The organism is Biomaibacter acetigenes (assembly GCF_003691585.1).
GTDB classification, from domain to species: Bacteria; Bacillota; Thermosediminibacteria; order Thermosediminibacterales; family Tepidanaerobacteraceae; genus Biomaibacter; species Biomaibacter acetigenes.
The window spans coordinates 1739307-1755038 of sequence record NZ_CP033169.1 but is presented as its reverse complement, the minus strand read 5'-3'; the positions used below and the strand labels follow the sequence as shown (position 1 = coordinate 1755038).

Below are 15732 nucleotides of genomic sequence, written 5' to 3'. Positions count from 1 at the left end.
ATGCTTCTCTTAAAAAATACTAAAGGTTTTTCCCTTGTGGAGTTACTGGTTACTATCGGTCTGGTAAGCCTGGTTATTACCGCTGCAAGCCTGGCGTATTTTTCGGGTGTCAAGGCCTGGGTACGCAGCGGAAACCAGGTAGAAGTCCAGCAGAACCTCCGGATAGCCATGAACACTTTGAGTGACGAGATTCAAATGGCTGATACAATAAATATAAACACCGCTGAAAAAAGGATATCACTATTATTCGATGACGGCAGCACAAGGTCATATTATTATGACTCTGCATCAAAGGAAATTAGGCTTGCAGAAAGTGGCAGCACTGTAGCCATGTATATTATCGGCTGCGACTTTGAATACTCCAATAATCTCATTTCAATTTCCCTGACCACAGAGGCCAGACAAGGTGTAAAGAGCGGGACCTATGTGTTCCGAATAAATGCCAGGGGGAAGGAAGTTAATGTTCAATAACAATAAAGGGTCGGCCCTAGTTATGGTAATGATGTACGCCCTTATACTTACTATTTTAGGCACTTCCGTACTGGCGATAACCATGAATGAATACCGTATGGAAAAGGCATATAGGGACAGCGTTGCGGCTTATTATCTGGCGGAAGCCGGGCTGGAAAAGGCTATTTATAACATAGCTGAAATGGAAAATATTAGCACCGATCTTAGTTTCCAAACATGGGAGATGGATGCTGGCGACCAGGACCTTTTAAAACCCGAATCTCATGGTAATTATACGGTTTCGGTAGAAAATGTGCAGCTTGATGATATCATATATGTAGATGAGCAGCAAACGGTGGTATACAAAAGAATTTACAAAATAAGTTTAAAATCCCAGGCATCGATGGAGGGAATGACAAGAGAGATAGAAGCCGGGATCAGAGTGGAAGACTATGAAGCCGGCGGCATAGAAAATAAAGTTGAAATCTTATACTGGCGTCAAATAAGATAACGGGGAGGAAAAATTTATGAAATTAAAAAACTATATGGAGGATGTTGTATTTTACTTTTTGCCGACTGTTTTAAAGGATATAGATGGTATATGTAAATGTGAAGATTGTGTAAATGATATAGCAGCATTAACTCTCAATAAATTAAAACCCCACTATGTGAGTTCGGAAAAAGGCGAGATTTATACTAGGCTGGAAGAAATGTATACCCAGTTCAGGGTGGATGTTATTGCCGCAATCATGGAATCCATTCAGCAAGTGTCTAAAAATCCAAGGCATAAAAGTGTTTAGGTGGGTGGAGAAATGTTTGGAGCAGGGAATAAAATCCTGGGTTTAGACATAGGCAGCAGCAATATAAAATGGACCGTGTACAGTGAAGCTAAAAATATGCCCACCATATATAATTGGGGCCTTGAAGAAACACCGCTGGGAGCTGTCAGGAACGGCAGAATCCTTGAAAAGCAAAGCCTTTTGGATAAACTCAGGGAAGTTATTGTAAATAATAGGATAAAAGTGGCCAAAGCATCGATAACCCTGGCATGTCCCGAAATGGTCATCAGAACCGTGGATGTCCCAAAACTTAAACAGAAGGAAATTCAAAACGTGGTAAAATATGAAGCTGAACAGTTCATTCCCGGCAATAGCGATGAGTATATTGTTGATTATAAAATACTCGGAGAAATAAAAGAAAATCAAAATGATTTATTTAAGGTCCTTGTAGCCGCAGTGCCTTCGGGCATTATACAAAATTACATAGAACTTTTGGAAAATCTTAGTATTAATCCCCGGGCGATAGATTTTTTCAGCAACAGCACTTGCCGGTTTTTAAACAATTTTTTAAGAGATGTTAAGGATAAGAATTATGTTTTGATAGATGTGGGGGCTTCCAATACTATTATTACCATAGCAGAACAGGGGGTGCCGGTTCTAACCCGATTGGTACAAATCGGAAGTGAAGAAATTGCCCGGACCATTGCAAATTCCTTTAACCTGACGCTGGAGGATGGAGAAAAATATATGAAAACCCACGGTAGGGTTTTTTTTGATAATGAGCAGCCAGAAGATAAATTTTTGTGGGAAATGATGACAAGTATTATGCCCACTGTGGAACTGCTTTTAAAAAATATATTTCAGTCCGTGGAGTTTTATAAATCTAAGACTCAAAAATCTATTGAAACAGTTTTAATGACAGGAGGAGGCAGTTATCTAAAACATATCGATAAGTACTTTGCCCAGCAGTTAAGCATGAACATTTTACCCCTGAAAGGAATTTTTCCTGTGAAAATAAAAAACAACATACCGGAAGACATTATTAATTTATTTTGCAATGTTTTAGGCCTGGCTTTTCGGGAGGAGGAATAAATTGAAAAGAGAAATAAATCTTCTACCCGAAAGGTATAGAAACATAAGACAAAGAAACAGACTAAAAAGACTAAAAACAGCAGGTATGATAATGATGGTAATTTCGATTATCGCTTCAGTATATATACCGCTTTTCATAATAAATAAACTGTCAGATGAGAGTTTAACGGTGAAAAAGCAAGTGACAAGCATGAAAGATATATCGGAATACAGGATAATGAGGCAGGAACTGGAAAAAGATGTGATCAGGCGGCAAAAGATTATACATTTTTTACAATCAAAAGGTAATGAGTGGTCGAAAATTATATCTGAAATAGGCCAAAAAGTGCCCGAAGGAATGGAGCTGATTTCAATCAACTTTACAAATGACGGCGGCTTGAAGATATCCGGCCAGGCTCAAAATTATAATCTTGTAGCCCAATTCCTGGTTAATTTGCAGAACATAGATATAATATCTGAAGTTGAACCGGCCAGTATAAACCAGCAGGAAAATGGTTTATATGGTTTTGAAATCAAATGCAATATGGTAAATGGAAGTGATAAGAATGAAGCTAAGTAAAAGAGAGAGTAACCTTTTAGTGATTGTCCTGGTCGGGTTAGCTGTTTATACTTATTATAATTTTTTTCTTTCAAACATCATTGATAGATATCTTTCCCTTAAAAAAGATATGAAAATAAATCAACAGCAACTTTTAAGCTTACAAAAAGATAAAAACGACATTGATTTTTTAATTAAAGAAATTGAAAAAAGCAAAAAACAAATCGCTGAAATGGAAATGCTTATACCATCCAGCAAAAAAGTACCGGAGATTATTACACAGCTTGAAAGCCTTTCAAAGGGTGCGGGAGTAAAATTGACGGGGATAGTTTTTGAAAGTGCCCCGAAGGAAAAAAAAGAAGAAAAACAACCAACGGATAAAGGCCAATTAAAACCGCAAAATAATATCAATAATGTGAATGACAATGATTATGTTGAAATACCCATACAATTGAATCTGGAGGGCTCCTATAATAATATCATATCCTTTCTGGCCACTATGGAAAATTTTAAAAGGTTATACAATGTAAGAAATATTACCTTAAACAAGAAACAAGGGGATACAGGCGAAAATCTTGAAATGCAGCTCGGGATTAGCACATTTGCCATAAAATATAATCAAAAGCTTATGGAAGAGCCTACTACCTATGATTTTATGAATAAGAATTACGGCAGGCAAAACCCGTTTAAATCGCTGGAAACTGGGAATAATGCATCTACTTCTACAAATGCCTCCACATCTCCGACGCCCTCAAAAACCTCATCAAAATCCGGCGCAAATATTCTAAACCAAAGCAATATGCCCACAAGTCCGCAAAACAATCAGCAGGACAAGATGATTACAGATTTTATGGAAAGGTTTCTTAAATTAATTCTGGAAGATGCGGAAAAGAGTAAATAGTGCTACATTTTTTCAGGAGGATCGGAAGTGAAAAAAACAAACATAATACTGATAGGTTTCATGGCCACCGGCAAGACATCAGTGGGTAAAAAAACCGCCGGTATATTAAATATGGACTTTGTGGATACCGATTTACTCATAGAGGAATCTCTAGGCTTGACTGTACCGGAGATTTTTGCAAAGTTTGGAGAAAATTATTTCAGGGAAAAGGAAAGCCAGATCGTGCAAGAAGTAGCAAACAAAAATAACACGGTGGTAGCCACCGGCGGGGGAATTGTTCTCAATCCCGGGAACATGAAAGCCCTTGGCAGCACCGGGATAATATTTTGGCTTAAGGCACCTGTGGAGTTAATTTATGAAAGGGTTAAAAACGATGGTTACAGACCTCTGGCTTATAACAAAAGCATCAAAGATATAGAGGACATGTATAAAAAAAGATATAATCTATATGAGAAGTATAACGACTTCAGCATAGATGTTTCAGGAAAATCTGTGGAGAATATAGCAGGAGAGATAGTGGCCTATTATAAAAATATCTCATTTTGACCTGTTCAAAAGTGGAAAATATGGTAATATAATTTGGGAGTTTTTTTGCGGAGGTCTGATATGAAGATAAAAATAATAAACGGGCCCAATTTAAACCTCCTGGGTATAAGGGATAAAAGGTTTTACGGCGAAACATCCCTTGACGAAATTAATGAAAACATCAGTAAAAAGGCTCTTGAAATGGGGGCCACGGTGGATTTTTTCCAGTCAAACAGTGAAGGCGCTATTATAGATGAAATTCAAAAATGCCTGGGCAACTACGACGGAATAATAATAAATCCCGGAGGATATACTCACTATAGTGTAGCCATAAGGGATGCGTTGGAAGCCGTAAGGATACCGGCTGTAGAAGTCCATCTGAGCAATATATTCAGCAGGGAAGATTTCAGGAGAAAAACTTTGACCGGCCAGAGCGCCATAGGTATAATAGCGGGTTTGGGAGCGGAGGGTTATATCCTTGCACTTATGGGATTGAAGAATATCCTTCATAAAAGGGAGGGAATTTAAATTTACACTAAAAGGCTGGACGTTTTGAGAAATAAGCTTACCGAAAAAAAACTGGACTGTATTTTGATAAACAAGCCCGAGAACCAATTTTATGTCAGTGGCTTTACCGGCGGCGAAGGTGTGGTTTTCGTTACTAATCGAGACGCCGCTATCATTACAGATTCCAGATATACCGAACAGGCAAAAAACGAAGCGCCGAATTTTGAAATTATAGAGCTAAAAACGGGTGTTTCGCCTATTGAAGTTTGTGCAAATAATTTCAAATCAAAAATTGAAAATGTGGGATTTGAAAGCCACTATCTTACATATAACCAGTTTGAGGAACTAAAAAAACACTTTGAAGGCGTTGAAATTAAACCTGCAGCCAATCTCGTGGAAGAGCTCAGGATAGTCAAAGAACCGCATGAAATTGACCTCATAAAAAAAGCTCAGGAAATTACCGATAAAACTTTCACGCATATTCTTGAATATATAAAACCCGGGGTTACCGAAAGGGACCTGGCCTGTGAGATGGAATACTTTATGAAGAAAAACGGCGCCGATGGTAGTGCTTTTGATACCATAGTAGCATCGGGCTCAAGGAGTTCCCTGCCCCACGGAAGGGCTTCCGAGCGCAATCTTCAACCCGGAGACTTTATTACCATGGATTTTGGCGCCCGTTACTCCTGGTACTGTTCGGATATGACCAGAACCGTTTTTTTGGGCAGACCCGATGACACACAGGTTAAAATATATAATATAGTGCTCGAAGCTCAGCAAAGAGCACTGGAATATATAAAATCGGGGCTTTTGGGGAAAGATGTAGATAGAGTAGCCAGGGAAACAATAGATAAAAATGGTTATGGAAACAACTTTGGCCACGGCTTAGGTCACGGTGTGGGAATTGAGATACATGAATCTCCGAGGCTGTCGCCAAAGGGTGATATGGAACTTTTGCCGGGTATGGTAGTGACGGTGGAACCGGGCATATACATAGAAAATTATGGTGGTGTGAGGATAGAGGACCTGGTGGTTGTTACCCGGAATGGATGCGATAATTTAACTAAATCCGATAAGCATTTAATTATTATAAATTAGTATATATTTTTTGGGAGGTATTTTTGCATGATATCTACAAACGATTTAAGAACAGGTGTGACCGTTGAAATTGATGGAGATGTATTCATGATAGTGGATTTTCAGCATGTTAAACCCGGTAAAGGAGCCGCTTTTGTAAGGACCAAGATAAAAAATGTTAAAACCGGGCAAGTTTTTGAAAGGACCTTTAGAGCGGGTGAAAAACTCAACCGTGCGGTCATAGAGAGGAAAACCATGCAGTATCTGTATCAAAGCGGAGATACCTACTATTTTATGGATACGCAAACCTTTGAGCAGATCCCTTTGAACAAAGACCAGTTGGGAGATTCCATCAAATATTTAAAAGAAAATATGGAAGTTATGGTCATGTTCTATGAAGGTGTTTCCATCGGAATTGAGCTCCCCACCTTTGTGGAACTTCAGATAGTTGAAACAGAACCCGGTTTTAAGGGCGACACTGCCACCGGAGGTTCAAAACCCGCGACCCTGGAGACGGGGGCGGTGGTGCAGGTTCCCCTTTTTATAAATAAAGGCGATGTCATAAGAGTGGATACCAGAACAGGCGAATATCTAAGCAGGGTTTAATTTGAAAGGAGGCAGTCAAATGAGTGATTTTAAGTCAAAAGTATCCTATGTAAAAGGTCTTGCTGATGGCCTGGAACTGCAAGATTCTAAAGAAAAGAAGCTGATGATGGAAATAATAAATGTGCTGACGGAGATGGGAGAAGCTCTGGATGAACTGGAAAACGCGGTGGAAGAAAATCAGGAATACCTTGAAAGTATCGATGAGGATTTAGGAGAATTAGAAGAGGATTATTACGGCGCTGATGATGACGAAGATGAAGATGATGATTATGATGAAGACGAAGAAGATTACGACGGGGATGACTTTGATTTCGACGATGAAGATTTCATCGAGGTAGAGTGCCCCAAATGCCATGAAACAGTTTATATCGATGAAGACCTTATAGATGAAGACGGAAAAGCCGAGTGCCCAAACTGTAAAGTCATCATAGATGTGGATCACGCAAAGGACACGGAGTAACCGGGAGCGCAAGAGGGTTTTTTAAAACCCTCCAGACTGTCGACAAAGTAGCTGTCGACAGTCTTTTTTGTAAAAAGGGTATAAAAATGATCATTTTTATAGTAAAATTAAAGAAATAAAAACATACGGTGGGGCGATGAAATGTTAACGAAGAAAAGACGAGAAATAATAGAGCAGATAGAATTAGTAAGCATTGATAGCTTAGTACCTAAAGACCATCTCCTCAGGACAATAGAAGAAAGCATCAACTTTAACTTCATATATAACGAAGTAAAAGACCTATACAGCGAAAATACAGGCAGACCCAGCATTGATCCAGTGGTATTAATAAAACTGCTCATGCTCCAAGCACTGTATGGAATCCGCTCTATGCGCCAAACCATCAAAGAAGCAGAAGTCAATATGGCTTACCGCTGGTTTCTAGGATATGGGCTCCAAGAAAAAATACCTCACTTCTCGACTTTTGGAAAAAACTATGAACGGCGGTTTAAAGAAAGCGATCTATTTGAAAAGATATTCGAACGAATATTAAAAGAAGCCATAGAGTGCGGGTTTATCAAAGAAGACGCGGTATTTATCGATGCCACCCACATAAAAGCCAGTGCCAATAAGAATAAATACATAGAGAAAGTTGCAAAAAAGCAGGTACAAAAATACAAGAAAGAACTTTTAAAAGAAATCAACGCCGAAAGAGAAGCCAACGGCAAAGAACCGTTTGAAGAAGATGACGATGAAGCTAGCGGCGATGCCGAAGGAGGAAACAGCTCCACCAACGGAAAACGAGTAAAGATAAGCACCACCGATCCTGAAAGCGGCATATTCCAAAAAGGAGAAAAAGAGCGCTGCTTTGCCTACACGGCTTCTGTAGCCTGCGACCGCAACAACTTCATCCTTGGCTTCAAAATAGCACCTGGAAATGTACACGACAGCCAGGTATTCTCCGATCTTTTTCAAGAAGTAAACGATAAATTTCCCGAAATAAAAGCAGTAGTGGTTGATGCAGGCTACAAGACCCCCGGCATATGCAGAGAAATCATTGAAGCGGAAATACTTCCTGTCATGCCATATAAAAGGCCAATGACCAAAGATGGCTACTTTAAAAAGAGAGAATACGTATATGACGAATATTATGACTGCTACATATGCCCTAACAACCAAGTATTAAAATACAGCACCACCAACCGGTCAGGATACCGGGAATACAAGAGCGATCCACAAATATGCCGGGAATGCCCCATGCGTTTGAGATGCACACAGAGCAAAAACTACACGAAAGTGGTAACCCGGCACATATGGGAGCACTATGTGGAAATAGCAGAAGATATAAGGCACACCGAATTAGGCAAAGAATTATACAAGATGCGCTGCCAGACCATCGAGCGGGTATTTGCCGATGCCAAAGAAAAGCATGGTATGCGTTATACGAATCTAAGAGGCTTGAGCAAAGTAGGACATTATCTCACGCTTCTTTTCGCATGCATGAATTTAAAAAAGCTGGCCATGTGGAAGAGAAAACGTGGGATGTTTCCACCGGCAGCCCCTGCTTTGCATTCATTTTTCTTTATGATTTTAAAATTTTTTGCTTCAAATAAAAAACCGCTTTTAGGTTGTGCGTTCTAAAAGCGGTTTTTGTCTACAAGCTGGAGGGTTTTTTAAAACCCTCTTTTTTTTTGTACCAAGTCATAATGGAGATAAAAGTTAAATATAAATTTATAAAAAGGGAGGACAAGAAAATGGATAAAGTAGAAAACCGCAAAAAGATTGATAAACTTCTGGAACTAGAGATATTTCCGTTTCTGTATTTTCCTTTAAGACAGGTACTGCAAAAAGTTCCAATTGGTTCCCTGGATTTTCTGGAAGAGATAAGGTTGAGGCAGCTAAAACCCCTCATGCTAGTCATAGGCAGCCAGGATTTTATGGTGACTCATGGCGGAAGATTAACAAGTAAATATGATGATGTTTATATTGTATCAAAAGAAGATATGGACAAAACCTTTCAACTGATATGTCAGGGGTCTGTCTATGCGGTGGAGGATGAATTGAAAAATGGATTTATAACCCTTCCCGGTGGTCACAGGGTTGGCATAACAGGAAAGGTCATTCTGGAGGGCAGCACTGTCAAAACCATAAAATCCGTCTCGGCATTTAATATCAGGATAGCCAGGGAAGTTATGGGAGCCGCAGATAAAGTGCTTCCATACATTATAGATAAAAGGTTTGGAATATACAATACACTTATTCTATCGCCACCTAAAGCCGGCAAAACCACTTTGTTGCGAGATTTAATCAGGCAATTGAGTTCGGGTGTCGAAAGATTACATGTAAGGGGTTTTAAAGTAGGCCTTGTGGATGAGCGATCCGAAATAGCGTGCTGCCACAACGGAGTGCCGCAAAATAATGTGGGGCTGAGGACGGATGTTTTGGACGCATGTCCCAAGGCTCAGGGCATAATGATGCTATTAAGGTCTATGTCTCCCGATATTATAGCTACCGACGAAATCGGCAGGATAGAAGATGTGAAAGCCATCGAAGAAGCGGTCAACGCCGGAGTTACCATCATAACAACGGTCCATGGAACTAATCTGGAGGAAATCAAAAAAAGGCCCACTATACACAAATTGATAAACAGCGGTTTTTTTAAACGGTATATCATATTGGGTTTCAGTTCAGGGGTAGGAAGCCTGGAAATGGTAATTGATGGTGAAAGCTTTAAAACCATCTATGAAAATAAGAAAGGAAAGGTGGTTTCAAATGCTGTTTAAATTGGTGGGTGGCACTATGGTCATAATTTCCTGCAGCATGATAGGCTTTCTTATGGCCGGATACTACCAGATAAGGCCAAAAATTTTAAGAAATTTGCAGACAGCCATTTCCATGCTTGAAACAGAGATTAATTACGGTCGTTCACCGCTGCCGGAAGCTCTGAAAAACATTGCAGAAAAGTGCGATAAAGAGGTCTCGGAGCTTTTTATGAATACCATGAAGTATCTTTCCGAAAGGTCAGGCCTTACAGCAGGTGAAGCATGGGAAAAGGCACTGGAGGCTTTTGCTCCAAATTCAAATTTAAACCGAGGGGATTTTGAAATTCTGTCAGCCTTTGGAAAGTATCTTGGGGCTACGGATATACAAGACCAGATTAAAAATATAAAATTAACCCTCACCCATTTGAGGCAGCAGGAAGTTGCCGCTCTGGAGGAAAGGCAAAAAAATGAAAAGTTATGGAGATACCTGGGGGTTTTATCAGGAATAATGATATTTCTATTATTATACTAGATTATACTAGCTAAAGGAGTGTTGAAATTGGATGTCGATATACTGTTCAAAATTGCGGGTATAGGGATAGTGATCTCCATATTAAGTAAAGTGCTTGATGAAGCTGGAAGAAAAGAACAGGCACAAATGACCACACTGGTGGGAGTTGTGATTGTGCTTATGATGGTCATTCAACTTATAAGCCAGTTGTTCTCCAATGTAAAGACCATGTTTCAGTTGTATTAGGGGGATTTTTACATGGAAATCGTTCAGATAGTGGGTATGGGCCTTGTGGCTACCATCCTTGTAGTCCTGCTCAAAGAAGACAAGCCGGAAATTGCTCTTCAAATCAGTATAGTAATAGGCGCCATTATTTTTTTGCTCATGATCGGAAAGATTATATCGGTGGTGGATGTGTTAAAAAGCCTGTCCCAGAAGGCGAGTATAGACATGATATATATGTCAGCCGTATTAAAAATCATAGGTATCGCTTATATAGCGGAGTTTGGAGCACAGATATGCAGGGATGCGGGGTCCTCTTCTACAGCCTCCAAAATTGAGTTTGCGGCAAAGATAATGATATTGGTATTATCCATTCCCATTTTGATGGCAGTTTTGGACCTGCTAATTAAAATCCTTCCCTGAAAGGGGATAGTCTCTTGAAAAAAGCTATGGTTTTAATTTTTATATGCATATTTGCTGTGTTTTTCTTCACAAAACAGGTTTTAGCCCTGGATATTGTGGATGAACAACTGCAAAATATGGATTTAAATGATATTAATTCTTTTTTAAAGCAGATCAATGAAAAATATGGTGATTATATTCCGCAGTATGATCTGAAAGACCTCATAAAATCCATGAGGGGGGAGCGGGGTTACGATTTTTGGGGAGCGGTTAAAGGCATTATAAAATATATTTTTAGAGAGATTTCCGCAAATTTTATGCTGCTTGGACAGTTAATAGCCCTTTCGGTGATCTGTGCTGTTTTAAGAAATATAAACAGCGCTTTTGAAAGTGACAATGTGGGAAAAGTTGCGTACAGTGTGATATATCTCATACTGATAGTTATAGCAATTCAAAGCTTTTCAGTGGCTATGAGGGTGGGGAAGGATGCCATAGAACAAATGGTGAGCTTTATACAGGCTTTGATGCCTACCATATTTGCACTGCTTGCATCCATAGGAGGCATTACTTCGGTGGCGGTATTCAACCCTCTTATTTTTATAGGAGTTTCGGCGGCAAGTACCTGGATCAAGGATATCATCTTACCAATAATTTTTTTTACAGCGGTTTTGGGATTGATCAACAATATTTCCGACAGATTTCATGTCTCTATGCTGGCTTCATTTTTGAAACAGATCTGTGTTTTTTTGCTCGGGCTTTTTCTAAGCGTTTTTCTTGGAATTCTGGTGGTAAAGGGAGCAGCATCGGCCACCATTGATGGCATCACCATAAGGACGGCAAAATTTGCCTCTAAGAATTTTATTCCCATAGTTGGGGGCATCTTTTCCGATACGGTGGATACCATAGTTGGCTGTTCCCTTATCCTAAAAAATGCCATAGGCTTTGTTGGTCTGCTGATTGTATTGATGATCGCCATTTTTCCGGTCTTGAAAATACTATCTATTGTTTTATATATAAACTGGCGGGTGCCGTCATACAACCCATCGGAGAGGAATCCATGGTTAAATGCTTGAATGATATGGCCAATTCGTTGATGATGATTTTCATATCGGTGGCTTCCGTGGCGATGATGTTTTTTGTAGCCATAACGGTAATACTGGCTGTGGGAAATGCCACTGTTATGATGAGGTGATGACATATGCTGGACAGCCTTAGCTCCTGGATTAAGCAAATAATTCTGGTGGTTATGTTCACTACATTTGTGGATTTTTTGATACCCAACAATAAGTTTTTACGGTATGCCAAAGTTTTACTGGGACTAGTGGTAATTATAACGATTATAAATCCTCTATTGACTTTCCTCAACAAAGAAAATTACTTTAGCGAATTTCAGTGGCAATACAATAAACAACTGGTTGATCAGGAAGATATGTTAAAACGTGTCGAAGCCCTTAATGAAAAAAACAATGAATTGATTATAAAACAATATAAAAGTAACCTTATATCTTTAATAACCAATCACATAGATGAAACAAGCATCTTTGAAGTCAAAGACATCGATTTAAAAATAACTGAACAAAAGGAAAGAAGCGATTTCGGAAGGGTAGATGAGGTATATATACTGCTCAGACCCACATCAGCTCCGGTAAAAGATAAAAAAGACATTCAAAAGGTTTCTGTGAAAATCGAGGAGTTCGACGGAAATAAAAATGAAGGCAAAGTAGATTTAATAAATTACAAACAGAGCTTATCAGAATTAAAAGAATATCTACAAAAACAATTTAATATTCCTGAGAAAAATATTAAATTACAATTGGAGGGAAATTAATGGAAGAAAAGCAAAATATCAAAGTCATCCTCAACTGGCTGAAGAATCCTAAAAATAAAGCGATTTCCCATCTGATAGTAATATTTGCCATAGGATTTTTGTTTCTTTCTCTAGCAAAAACCATTGCTCCTCCAATGCGTCCTCAAGATATCACGGGTACGGACAGTATAAGTATCGCGCAGACCCCAGCTGCCGTGGAACAATCCTATGAAGAAAGGCTTGAAAAACAACTGGCGGAGGTTTTAAAAAAGGTCCATGGTGTCGGTGATGTAAGCATAATGATTACTCTGGAAAATGATATGATGGTGGAACCGGCTTTTAATACCATCAACAGCCAAAAGACCTCAGAAGAAAAAGATAGTGAAGGAGGGGTTAGAACAGTAACTGAAACACAATCAAACAGGCAGGTGGTTGTGCTTCGAAAGGGAGGGGAAGATGAACCGCTGGTGGTTAAAAAATCTACACCGATGATAAAGGGCGTGCTTATTGTGGCTGACGGTGCTTCTTCTTCCAGGATAATTGAACAGATTACCAGGGCTGCAGCCACGGTGCTGGATATTCCGGTTTACAAAATCAAAGTGCTGGCAAAATAAATTTTTTGGAGGGAAAACAAATGGCATTTTTATTAAGGAAGAGGACGCTTTTAATAATACTTTTTGCTTCCATTTTTATAATATCGGTTTATATGATGTTTTTGGGCAATTTCCCCAGGGTAGTTTATGAAAAAAATCCCACCGCGCCTGATACCCAGAAAGTATTGTCGCAACAACAATCATCACAAGAAACCGCCCCGGGGACGGCGCTCGATAAAAAAGAAAATAATAGCGATTTCTTTATAGATTACAAGCTTGAGAGGGATCGGCTCAGAAGTCAGGAAGCGGATTATTTAAGGGAGCTTATCAATAATCCAAATGCCACTAGAGAATCCAGGGACCAGGCCCAGAAAGATCTCATTGCCCTATCACAAAGAGTGGAGAAGGAAATGATAGTGGAAAACCTCATAAAGGCTAAAGGTTTTGAAGATGCGGTGATATTTATTTCCAACGATTTTGCAAATGTGGTGATCAAAGGGGCAAGCCTTCAGTCAAAGCAGGTTGCTCAAATTACAGATATAGTTACAAAGACAACCGGTATCCCCATCGAGAAAATTACTATCATAGAGAGAAAATAAAAAAGTTTTCATTTCAAAAGCATATAAATAAGCGGTAACTTTTTTGAAATGCATAACGGAAAGCCGTAAATTTAAGGAAAATATTGCTTTCCTATGCATTTTAAAAAAGTTTTCATTTCAAAGCATTTAAATAGCAGTAACTTTTTTGAAATGCATAACGGAAAGCCATAAATTAAGGAAAATACTTGCTTTCCTATGCATTTTATTAGAGGAATTAATTGTAATGTGTGACTTTTTTTGTTATAATAGTTACTGGGTGTATTTTGTTTGGAGGGATAGATATTATGGGAAACGAAAAAATAGAAAATACCAATGACAAAGGTTCAATAAAGATAGCCGATGAAGTGGTGGGTATTATAGCAGGACTTGCTGCCACGGAAGTGGAAGGAGTGGCGGGCATGAGCGGCGGTATTGTAGGCGGCATTGCGGAGATTCTGGGCCGGAAAAATCTTTCAAAAGGAGTAAAAGTTGAGGTTGGAGAAAAAGAAGCTGCCGTAGACCTGTATATAATAGTCAATTACGGTGCCCGCATACCTGAGGTTGCATGGAATGTTCAGGAAAATGTCAAAAAAGCCATAGAAAACATGACAGGACTTTCCGTAATAGAAGTAAATATTCATGTGCAGGGAGTGAACTTTGGTCAGCCGGTAAAAGAGGAAGAGAGCAGGGTGAAATGATAATGCCCCCTGATATATCAGGGGGTTAATTTCCTTTGAAAGGGGTTTGAGAATGAACATATTTGACAGAATTATTTTAACCGTATACACCATGTTTCTGGCAGTAGTTTCCGTAATAGTCATTCTTTTTTCTGTACGGTTAATTTCATTAGAAGATTTTGGGACAAGGCTTGCTATGCTTTATGGTCGGTGGGAAGTTGGAGTAGTGGGTTTCATCTTCTTACTCACAAGCGTAAGGTTTCTTCTATCCGGTTTGAAAGCCCAGCGTTATTCCGAAACGGTTATTAAAAATGGGGAACTTGGCAATATCAGCATTTCCCTGAATGCCATTGAAAACCTTATTTTAAAAATAACCCGGGATATAGAAAATGTAAAGGATGTAAAGGTACACATCAAAAAGAGGGAGGATGGAATTTCAATTTTACTGAAACTTGTGGTCAATTATGACGTGGCCATTCCTGAAATGACATCCGCACTTCAAAAGTCAATAAAAAATTATATTGAGACCACTGCGGGAATTACGGTAAAAGATGTGAATATAAGTGTAGATAATATTTTTAACCCCTATAAACAGAGAACCGTAAGATAAGAGGTGAAAAAAGTGGATTTTTTTCCTGATAATTTTCAAGAGCATAAAGGGAAGATTCTGGGAGCTATACTGGGCCTTATAATCGGAATAATAATATTAGTCTTCGGTTTCTTTAAAACTTTATTTGTGGTTTTTACCGCTATCATCGGGTATATTATAGGAAAATTCTTTGATAATAAAATGAGTTTGAGAGATTACCTGGATAAAATTTTACCTCCGGGAGTCAGGTAAGGGAGTGCTTTTTTTGAGTAGAAGAATAGCAAGAGAACTGGCATTTAAAATCCTATATGCCATTCATGAAGGAAAAAACACCATAGAAGAAGCGGCAGAAATTGTATTATCAAAATCTATCGATGAACAACACAAACATTTTATTTTCAAAGAGGTCCGGGGAACACTTGATCATCTCGAAGTTATAGATAAAACCATTCAAAAATATTCATCTGCATGGGACCTGGAAAGGCTTGCCAGCACTGACAGGAATATTCTCAGGTTGGCGATTTATGAGATGCTTTTTTGCGAGGATATCCCCGTCAGCGTATCTATAAATGAAGCGGTCGACATGGCCAAAAAGTACTGTGATGAACAATCATATAAATATATCAATGGCATACTGGGCACTGTGGCAAAAGAAGAAATAAACAGGTAGTCTTTCG

At 39.0% G+C, this 15732-nt stretch carries 23 protein-coding genes and 1 pseudogene; all 24 read left to right on the top strand.

Annotated features, from left to right (window positions below; translation table 11 throughout):
* The 24 genes and pseudogenes from D2962_RS08915 (at position 1) to nusB (ending at position 15725) form a co-directional block, all read left to right on the top strand.
* A complete protein-coding gene (locus D2962_RS08915; RefSeq protein WP_120765562.1) occupies positions 1–471 on the top strand; it encodes a PilW family protein in 471 nt (156 codons plus the stop codon).
* Positions 461–961 (top strand): pilus assembly PilX N-terminal domain-containing protein, encoded by a 501-nt coding sequence (locus D2962_RS08910; protein WP_162991169.1) that lies wholly within the window; start codon positions 461–463, stop codon positions 959–961. Before D2962_RS08915 ends, D2962_RS08910 begins: the two co-directional genes overlap by 11 nt.
* 16 nt (positions 962–977) lie before the next feature.
* Positions 978–1250, top strand: coding sequence for a late competence development ComFB family protein (locus tag D2962_RS08905; RefSeq protein WP_122014772.1), 273 nt, complete (start codon positions 978–980; stop codon positions 1248–1250).
* A gap of 12 nt (positions 1251–1262) precedes the next feature.
* On the top strand, positions 1263–2321 hold the full coding sequence (pilM, locus tag D2962_RS08900; protein WP_122014771.1) for a type IV pilus assembly protein PilM: 1059 nt from the start codon (positions 1263–1265) through the stop codon (positions 2319–2321).
* 1 nt (position 2322) lies between these two features.
* Positions 2323–2880: a PilN domain-containing protein gene (locus D2962_RS08895; RefSeq protein WP_120765558.1), complete on the top strand. Its 558-nt coding sequence runs from the start codon at positions 2323–2325 to the stop codon at positions 2878–2880.
* The gene (locus D2962_RS08890; RefSeq protein WP_162991168.1) at positions 2867–3760 is read left to right on the top strand and encodes a type IV pilus inner membrane component PilO; all 894 of its coding nucleotides are present in this window, start codon (positions 2867–2869) and stop codon (positions 3758–3760) included. The genes D2962_RS08895 and D2962_RS08890 overlap by 14 nt, the downstream gene beginning before the upstream one ends.
* A gap of 27 nt (positions 3761–3787) precedes the next feature.
* Positions 3788–4306, top strand: coding sequence for a shikimate kinase (locus tag D2962_RS08885; protein ID WP_120765556.1), 519 nt, complete (start codon positions 3788–3790; stop codon positions 4304–4306).
* 60 nt (positions 4307–4366) lie between these two features.
* Positions 4367–4813 (top strand): type II 3-dehydroquinate dehydratase, encoded by a 447-nt coding sequence (gene aroQ, locus D2962_RS08880; RefSeq protein ID WP_122014769.1) that lies wholly within the window; start codon positions 4367–4369, stop codon positions 4811–4813.
* A complete protein-coding gene (locus tag D2962_RS08875) occupies positions 4814–5890 on the top strand; it encodes a M24 family metallopeptidase (protein WP_122014768.1) in 1077 nt (358 codons plus the stop codon).
* A gap of 27 nt (positions 5891–5917) precedes the next feature.
* A complete protein-coding gene (gene efp / locus D2962_RS08870) occupies positions 5918–6475 on the top strand; it encodes an elongation factor P (protein ID WP_120765553.1) in 558 nt (185 codons plus the stop codon).
* 19 nt (positions 6476–6494) lie between these two features.
* Positions 6495–6935 (top strand): CD1247 N-terminal domain-containing protein, encoded by a 441-nt coding sequence (locus tag D2962_RS08865; protein WP_122014767.1) that lies wholly within the window; start codon positions 6495–6497, stop codon positions 6933–6935.
* A gap of 141 nt (positions 6936–7076) precedes the next feature.
* Positions 7077–8555 carry an IS1182 family transposase gene (locus tag D2962_RS08860; RefSeq protein ID WP_120769056.1) on the top strand — a complete coding sequence of 493 codons (1479 nt, stop codon included), beginning with the start codon at positions 7077–7079 and terminating at the stop codon, positions 8553–8555.
* Between the two features lie 113 nt (positions 8556–8668).
* Positions 8669–9697 carry a stage III sporulation protein AA gene (gene spoIIIAA / locus D2962_RS08855; protein WP_122015764.1) on the top strand — a complete coding sequence of 343 codons (1029 nt, stop codon included), beginning with the start codon at positions 8669–8671 and terminating at the stop codon, positions 9695–9697.
* Positions 9687–10208 (top strand): stage III sporulation protein SpoIIIAB, encoded by a 522-nt coding sequence (spoIIIAB, locus tag D2962_RS08850; protein ID WP_122014766.1) that lies wholly within the window; start codon positions 9687–9689, stop codon positions 10206–10208. Before spoIIIAA ends, spoIIIAB begins: the two co-directional genes overlap by 11 nt.
* 27 nt (positions 10209–10235) lie before the next feature.
* Positions 10236–10433 (top strand): stage III sporulation protein AC, encoded by a 198-nt coding sequence (gene spoIIIAC, locus D2962_RS08845; RefSeq protein WP_120765550.1) that lies wholly within the window; start codon positions 10236–10238, stop codon positions 10431–10433.
* A 12-nt stretch (positions 10434–10445) separates the two neighbouring features.
* Positions 10446–10832, top strand: coding sequence for a stage III sporulation protein AD (gene spoIIIAD / locus D2962_RS08840; RefSeq protein WP_122014765.1), 387 nt, complete (start codon positions 10446–10448; stop codon positions 10830–10832).
* A gap of 26 nt (positions 10833–10858) precedes the next feature.
* Positions 10859–12003, top strand: a pseudogene (spoIIIAE, locus tag D2962_RS08835) (stage III sporulation protein AE).
* 6 nt (positions 12004–12009) lie between these two features.
* On the top strand, positions 12010–12639 hold the full coding sequence (gene spoIIIAF, locus D2962_RS08830; RefSeq protein ID WP_120765547.1) for a stage III sporulation protein AF: 630 nt from the start codon (positions 12010–12012) through the stop codon (positions 12637–12639).
* Positions 12639–13232: a stage III sporulation protein AG gene (gene spoIIIAG / locus D2962_RS08825; protein ID WP_122014764.1), complete on the top strand. Its 594-nt coding sequence runs from the start codon at positions 12639–12641 to the stop codon at positions 13230–13232. Before spoIIIAF ends, spoIIIAG begins: the two co-directional genes overlap by 1 nt.
* 20 nt (positions 13233–13252) lie before the next feature.
* Positions 13253–13810: a SpoIIIAH-like family protein gene (locus D2962_RS08820; RefSeq protein ID WP_120765545.1), complete on the top strand. Its 558-nt coding sequence runs from the start codon at positions 13253–13255 to the stop codon at positions 13808–13810.
* Positions 13811–14094: 284 nt separating this feature from the next.
* A complete protein-coding gene (locus D2962_RS08815) occupies positions 14095–14487 on the top strand; it encodes an Asp23/Gls24 family envelope stress response protein (RefSeq protein ID WP_122014763.1) in 393 nt (130 codons plus the stop codon).
* Positions 14488–14539: 52 nt separating this feature from the next.
* Positions 14540–15076 carry an alkaline shock response membrane anchor protein AmaP gene (gene amaP, locus D2962_RS08810; RefSeq protein ID WP_122014762.1) on the top strand — a complete coding sequence of 179 codons (537 nt, stop codon included), beginning with the start codon at positions 14540–14542 and terminating at the stop codon, positions 15074–15076.
* Between the two features lie 12 nt (positions 15077–15088).
* Positions 15089–15307 carry a DUF2273 domain-containing protein gene (locus D2962_RS08805; RefSeq protein WP_122014761.1) on the top strand — a complete coding sequence of 73 codons (219 nt, stop codon included), beginning with the start codon at positions 15089–15091 and terminating at the stop codon, positions 15305–15307.
* Positions 15308–15311: 4 nt separating this feature from the next.
* A complete protein-coding gene (gene nusB, locus D2962_RS08800; protein WP_245984545.1) occupies positions 15312–15725 on the top strand; it encodes a transcription antitermination factor NusB in 414 nt (137 codons plus the stop codon).
* Positions 15726–15732 lie beyond the last annotated feature (7 nt).

What these genes read in the sequence shown, in the direction of transcription:
- D2962_RS08915 (WP_120765562.1), top strand. Translation starts at nt 1, where the DNA reads ATGCTTCTCTTAAAAAATACTAAAGGTTTTTCCCTTGTGGAGTTACTG.
- D2962_RS08910 (WP_162991169.1), top strand. Translation starts at nt 461, where the DNA reads ATGTTCAATAACAATAAAGGGTCGGCCCTAGTTATGGTAATGATGTAC.
- D2962_RS08905 (WP_122014772.1), top strand. Translation starts at nt 978, where the DNA reads ATGAAATTAAAAAACTATATGGAGGATGTTGTATTTTACTTTTTGCCG.
- pilM (WP_122014771.1), top strand. Translation starts at nt 1,263, where the DNA reads ATGTTTGGAGCAGGGAATAAAATCCTGGGTTTAGACATAGGCAGCAGC.
- D2962_RS08890 (WP_162991168.1), top strand. Translation starts at nt 2,867, where the DNA reads ATGAAGCTAAGTAAAAGAGAGAGTAACCTTTTAGTGATTGTCCTGGTC.
- aroQ (WP_122014769.1), top strand. Translation starts at nt 4,367, where the DNA reads ATGAAGATAAAAATAATAAACGGGCCCAATTTAAACCTCCTGGGTATA.
- efp (WP_120765553.1), top strand. Translation starts at nt 5,918, where the DNA reads ATGATATCTACAAACGATTTAAGAACAGGTGTGACCGTTGAAATTGAT.
- D2962_RS08865 (WP_122014767.1), top strand. Translation starts at nt 6,495, where the DNA reads ATGAGTGATTTTAAGTCAAAAGTATCCTATGTAAAAGGTCTTGCTGAT.
- D2962_RS08860 (WP_120769056.1), top strand. Translation starts at nt 7,077, where the DNA reads ATGTTAACGAAGAAAAGACGAGAAATAATAGAGCAGATAGAATTAGTA.
- spoIIIAA (WP_122015764.1), top strand. Translation starts at nt 8,669, where the DNA reads ATGGATAAAGTAGAAAACCGCAAAAAGATTGATAAACTTCTGGAACTA.
- spoIIIAB (WP_122014766.1), top strand. Translation starts at nt 9,687, where the DNA reads ATGCTGTTTAAATTGGTGGGTGGCACTATGGTCATAATTTCCTGCAGC.
- spoIIIAD (WP_122014765.1), top strand. Translation starts at nt 10,446, where the DNA reads ATGGAAATCGTTCAGATAGTGGGTATGGGCCTTGTGGCTACCATCCTT.
- spoIIIAF (WP_120765547.1), top strand. Translation starts at nt 12,010, where the DNA reads ATGCTGGACAGCCTTAGCTCCTGGATTAAGCAAATAATTCTGGTGGTT.
- spoIIIAG (WP_122014764.1), top strand. Translation starts at nt 12,639, where the DNA reads ATGGAAGAAAAGCAAAATATCAAAGTCATCCTCAACTGGCTGAAGAAT.
- D2962_RS08820 (WP_120765545.1), top strand. Translation starts at nt 13,253, where the DNA reads ATGGCATTTTTATTAAGGAAGAGGACGCTTTTAATAATACTTTTTGCT.
- D2962_RS08815 (WP_122014763.1), top strand. Translation starts at nt 14,095, where the DNA reads ATGGGAAACGAAAAAATAGAAAATACCAATGACAAAGGTTCAATAAAG.
- amaP (WP_122014762.1), top strand. Translation starts at nt 14,540, where the DNA reads ATGAACATATTTGACAGAATTATTTTAACCGTATACACCATGTTTCTG.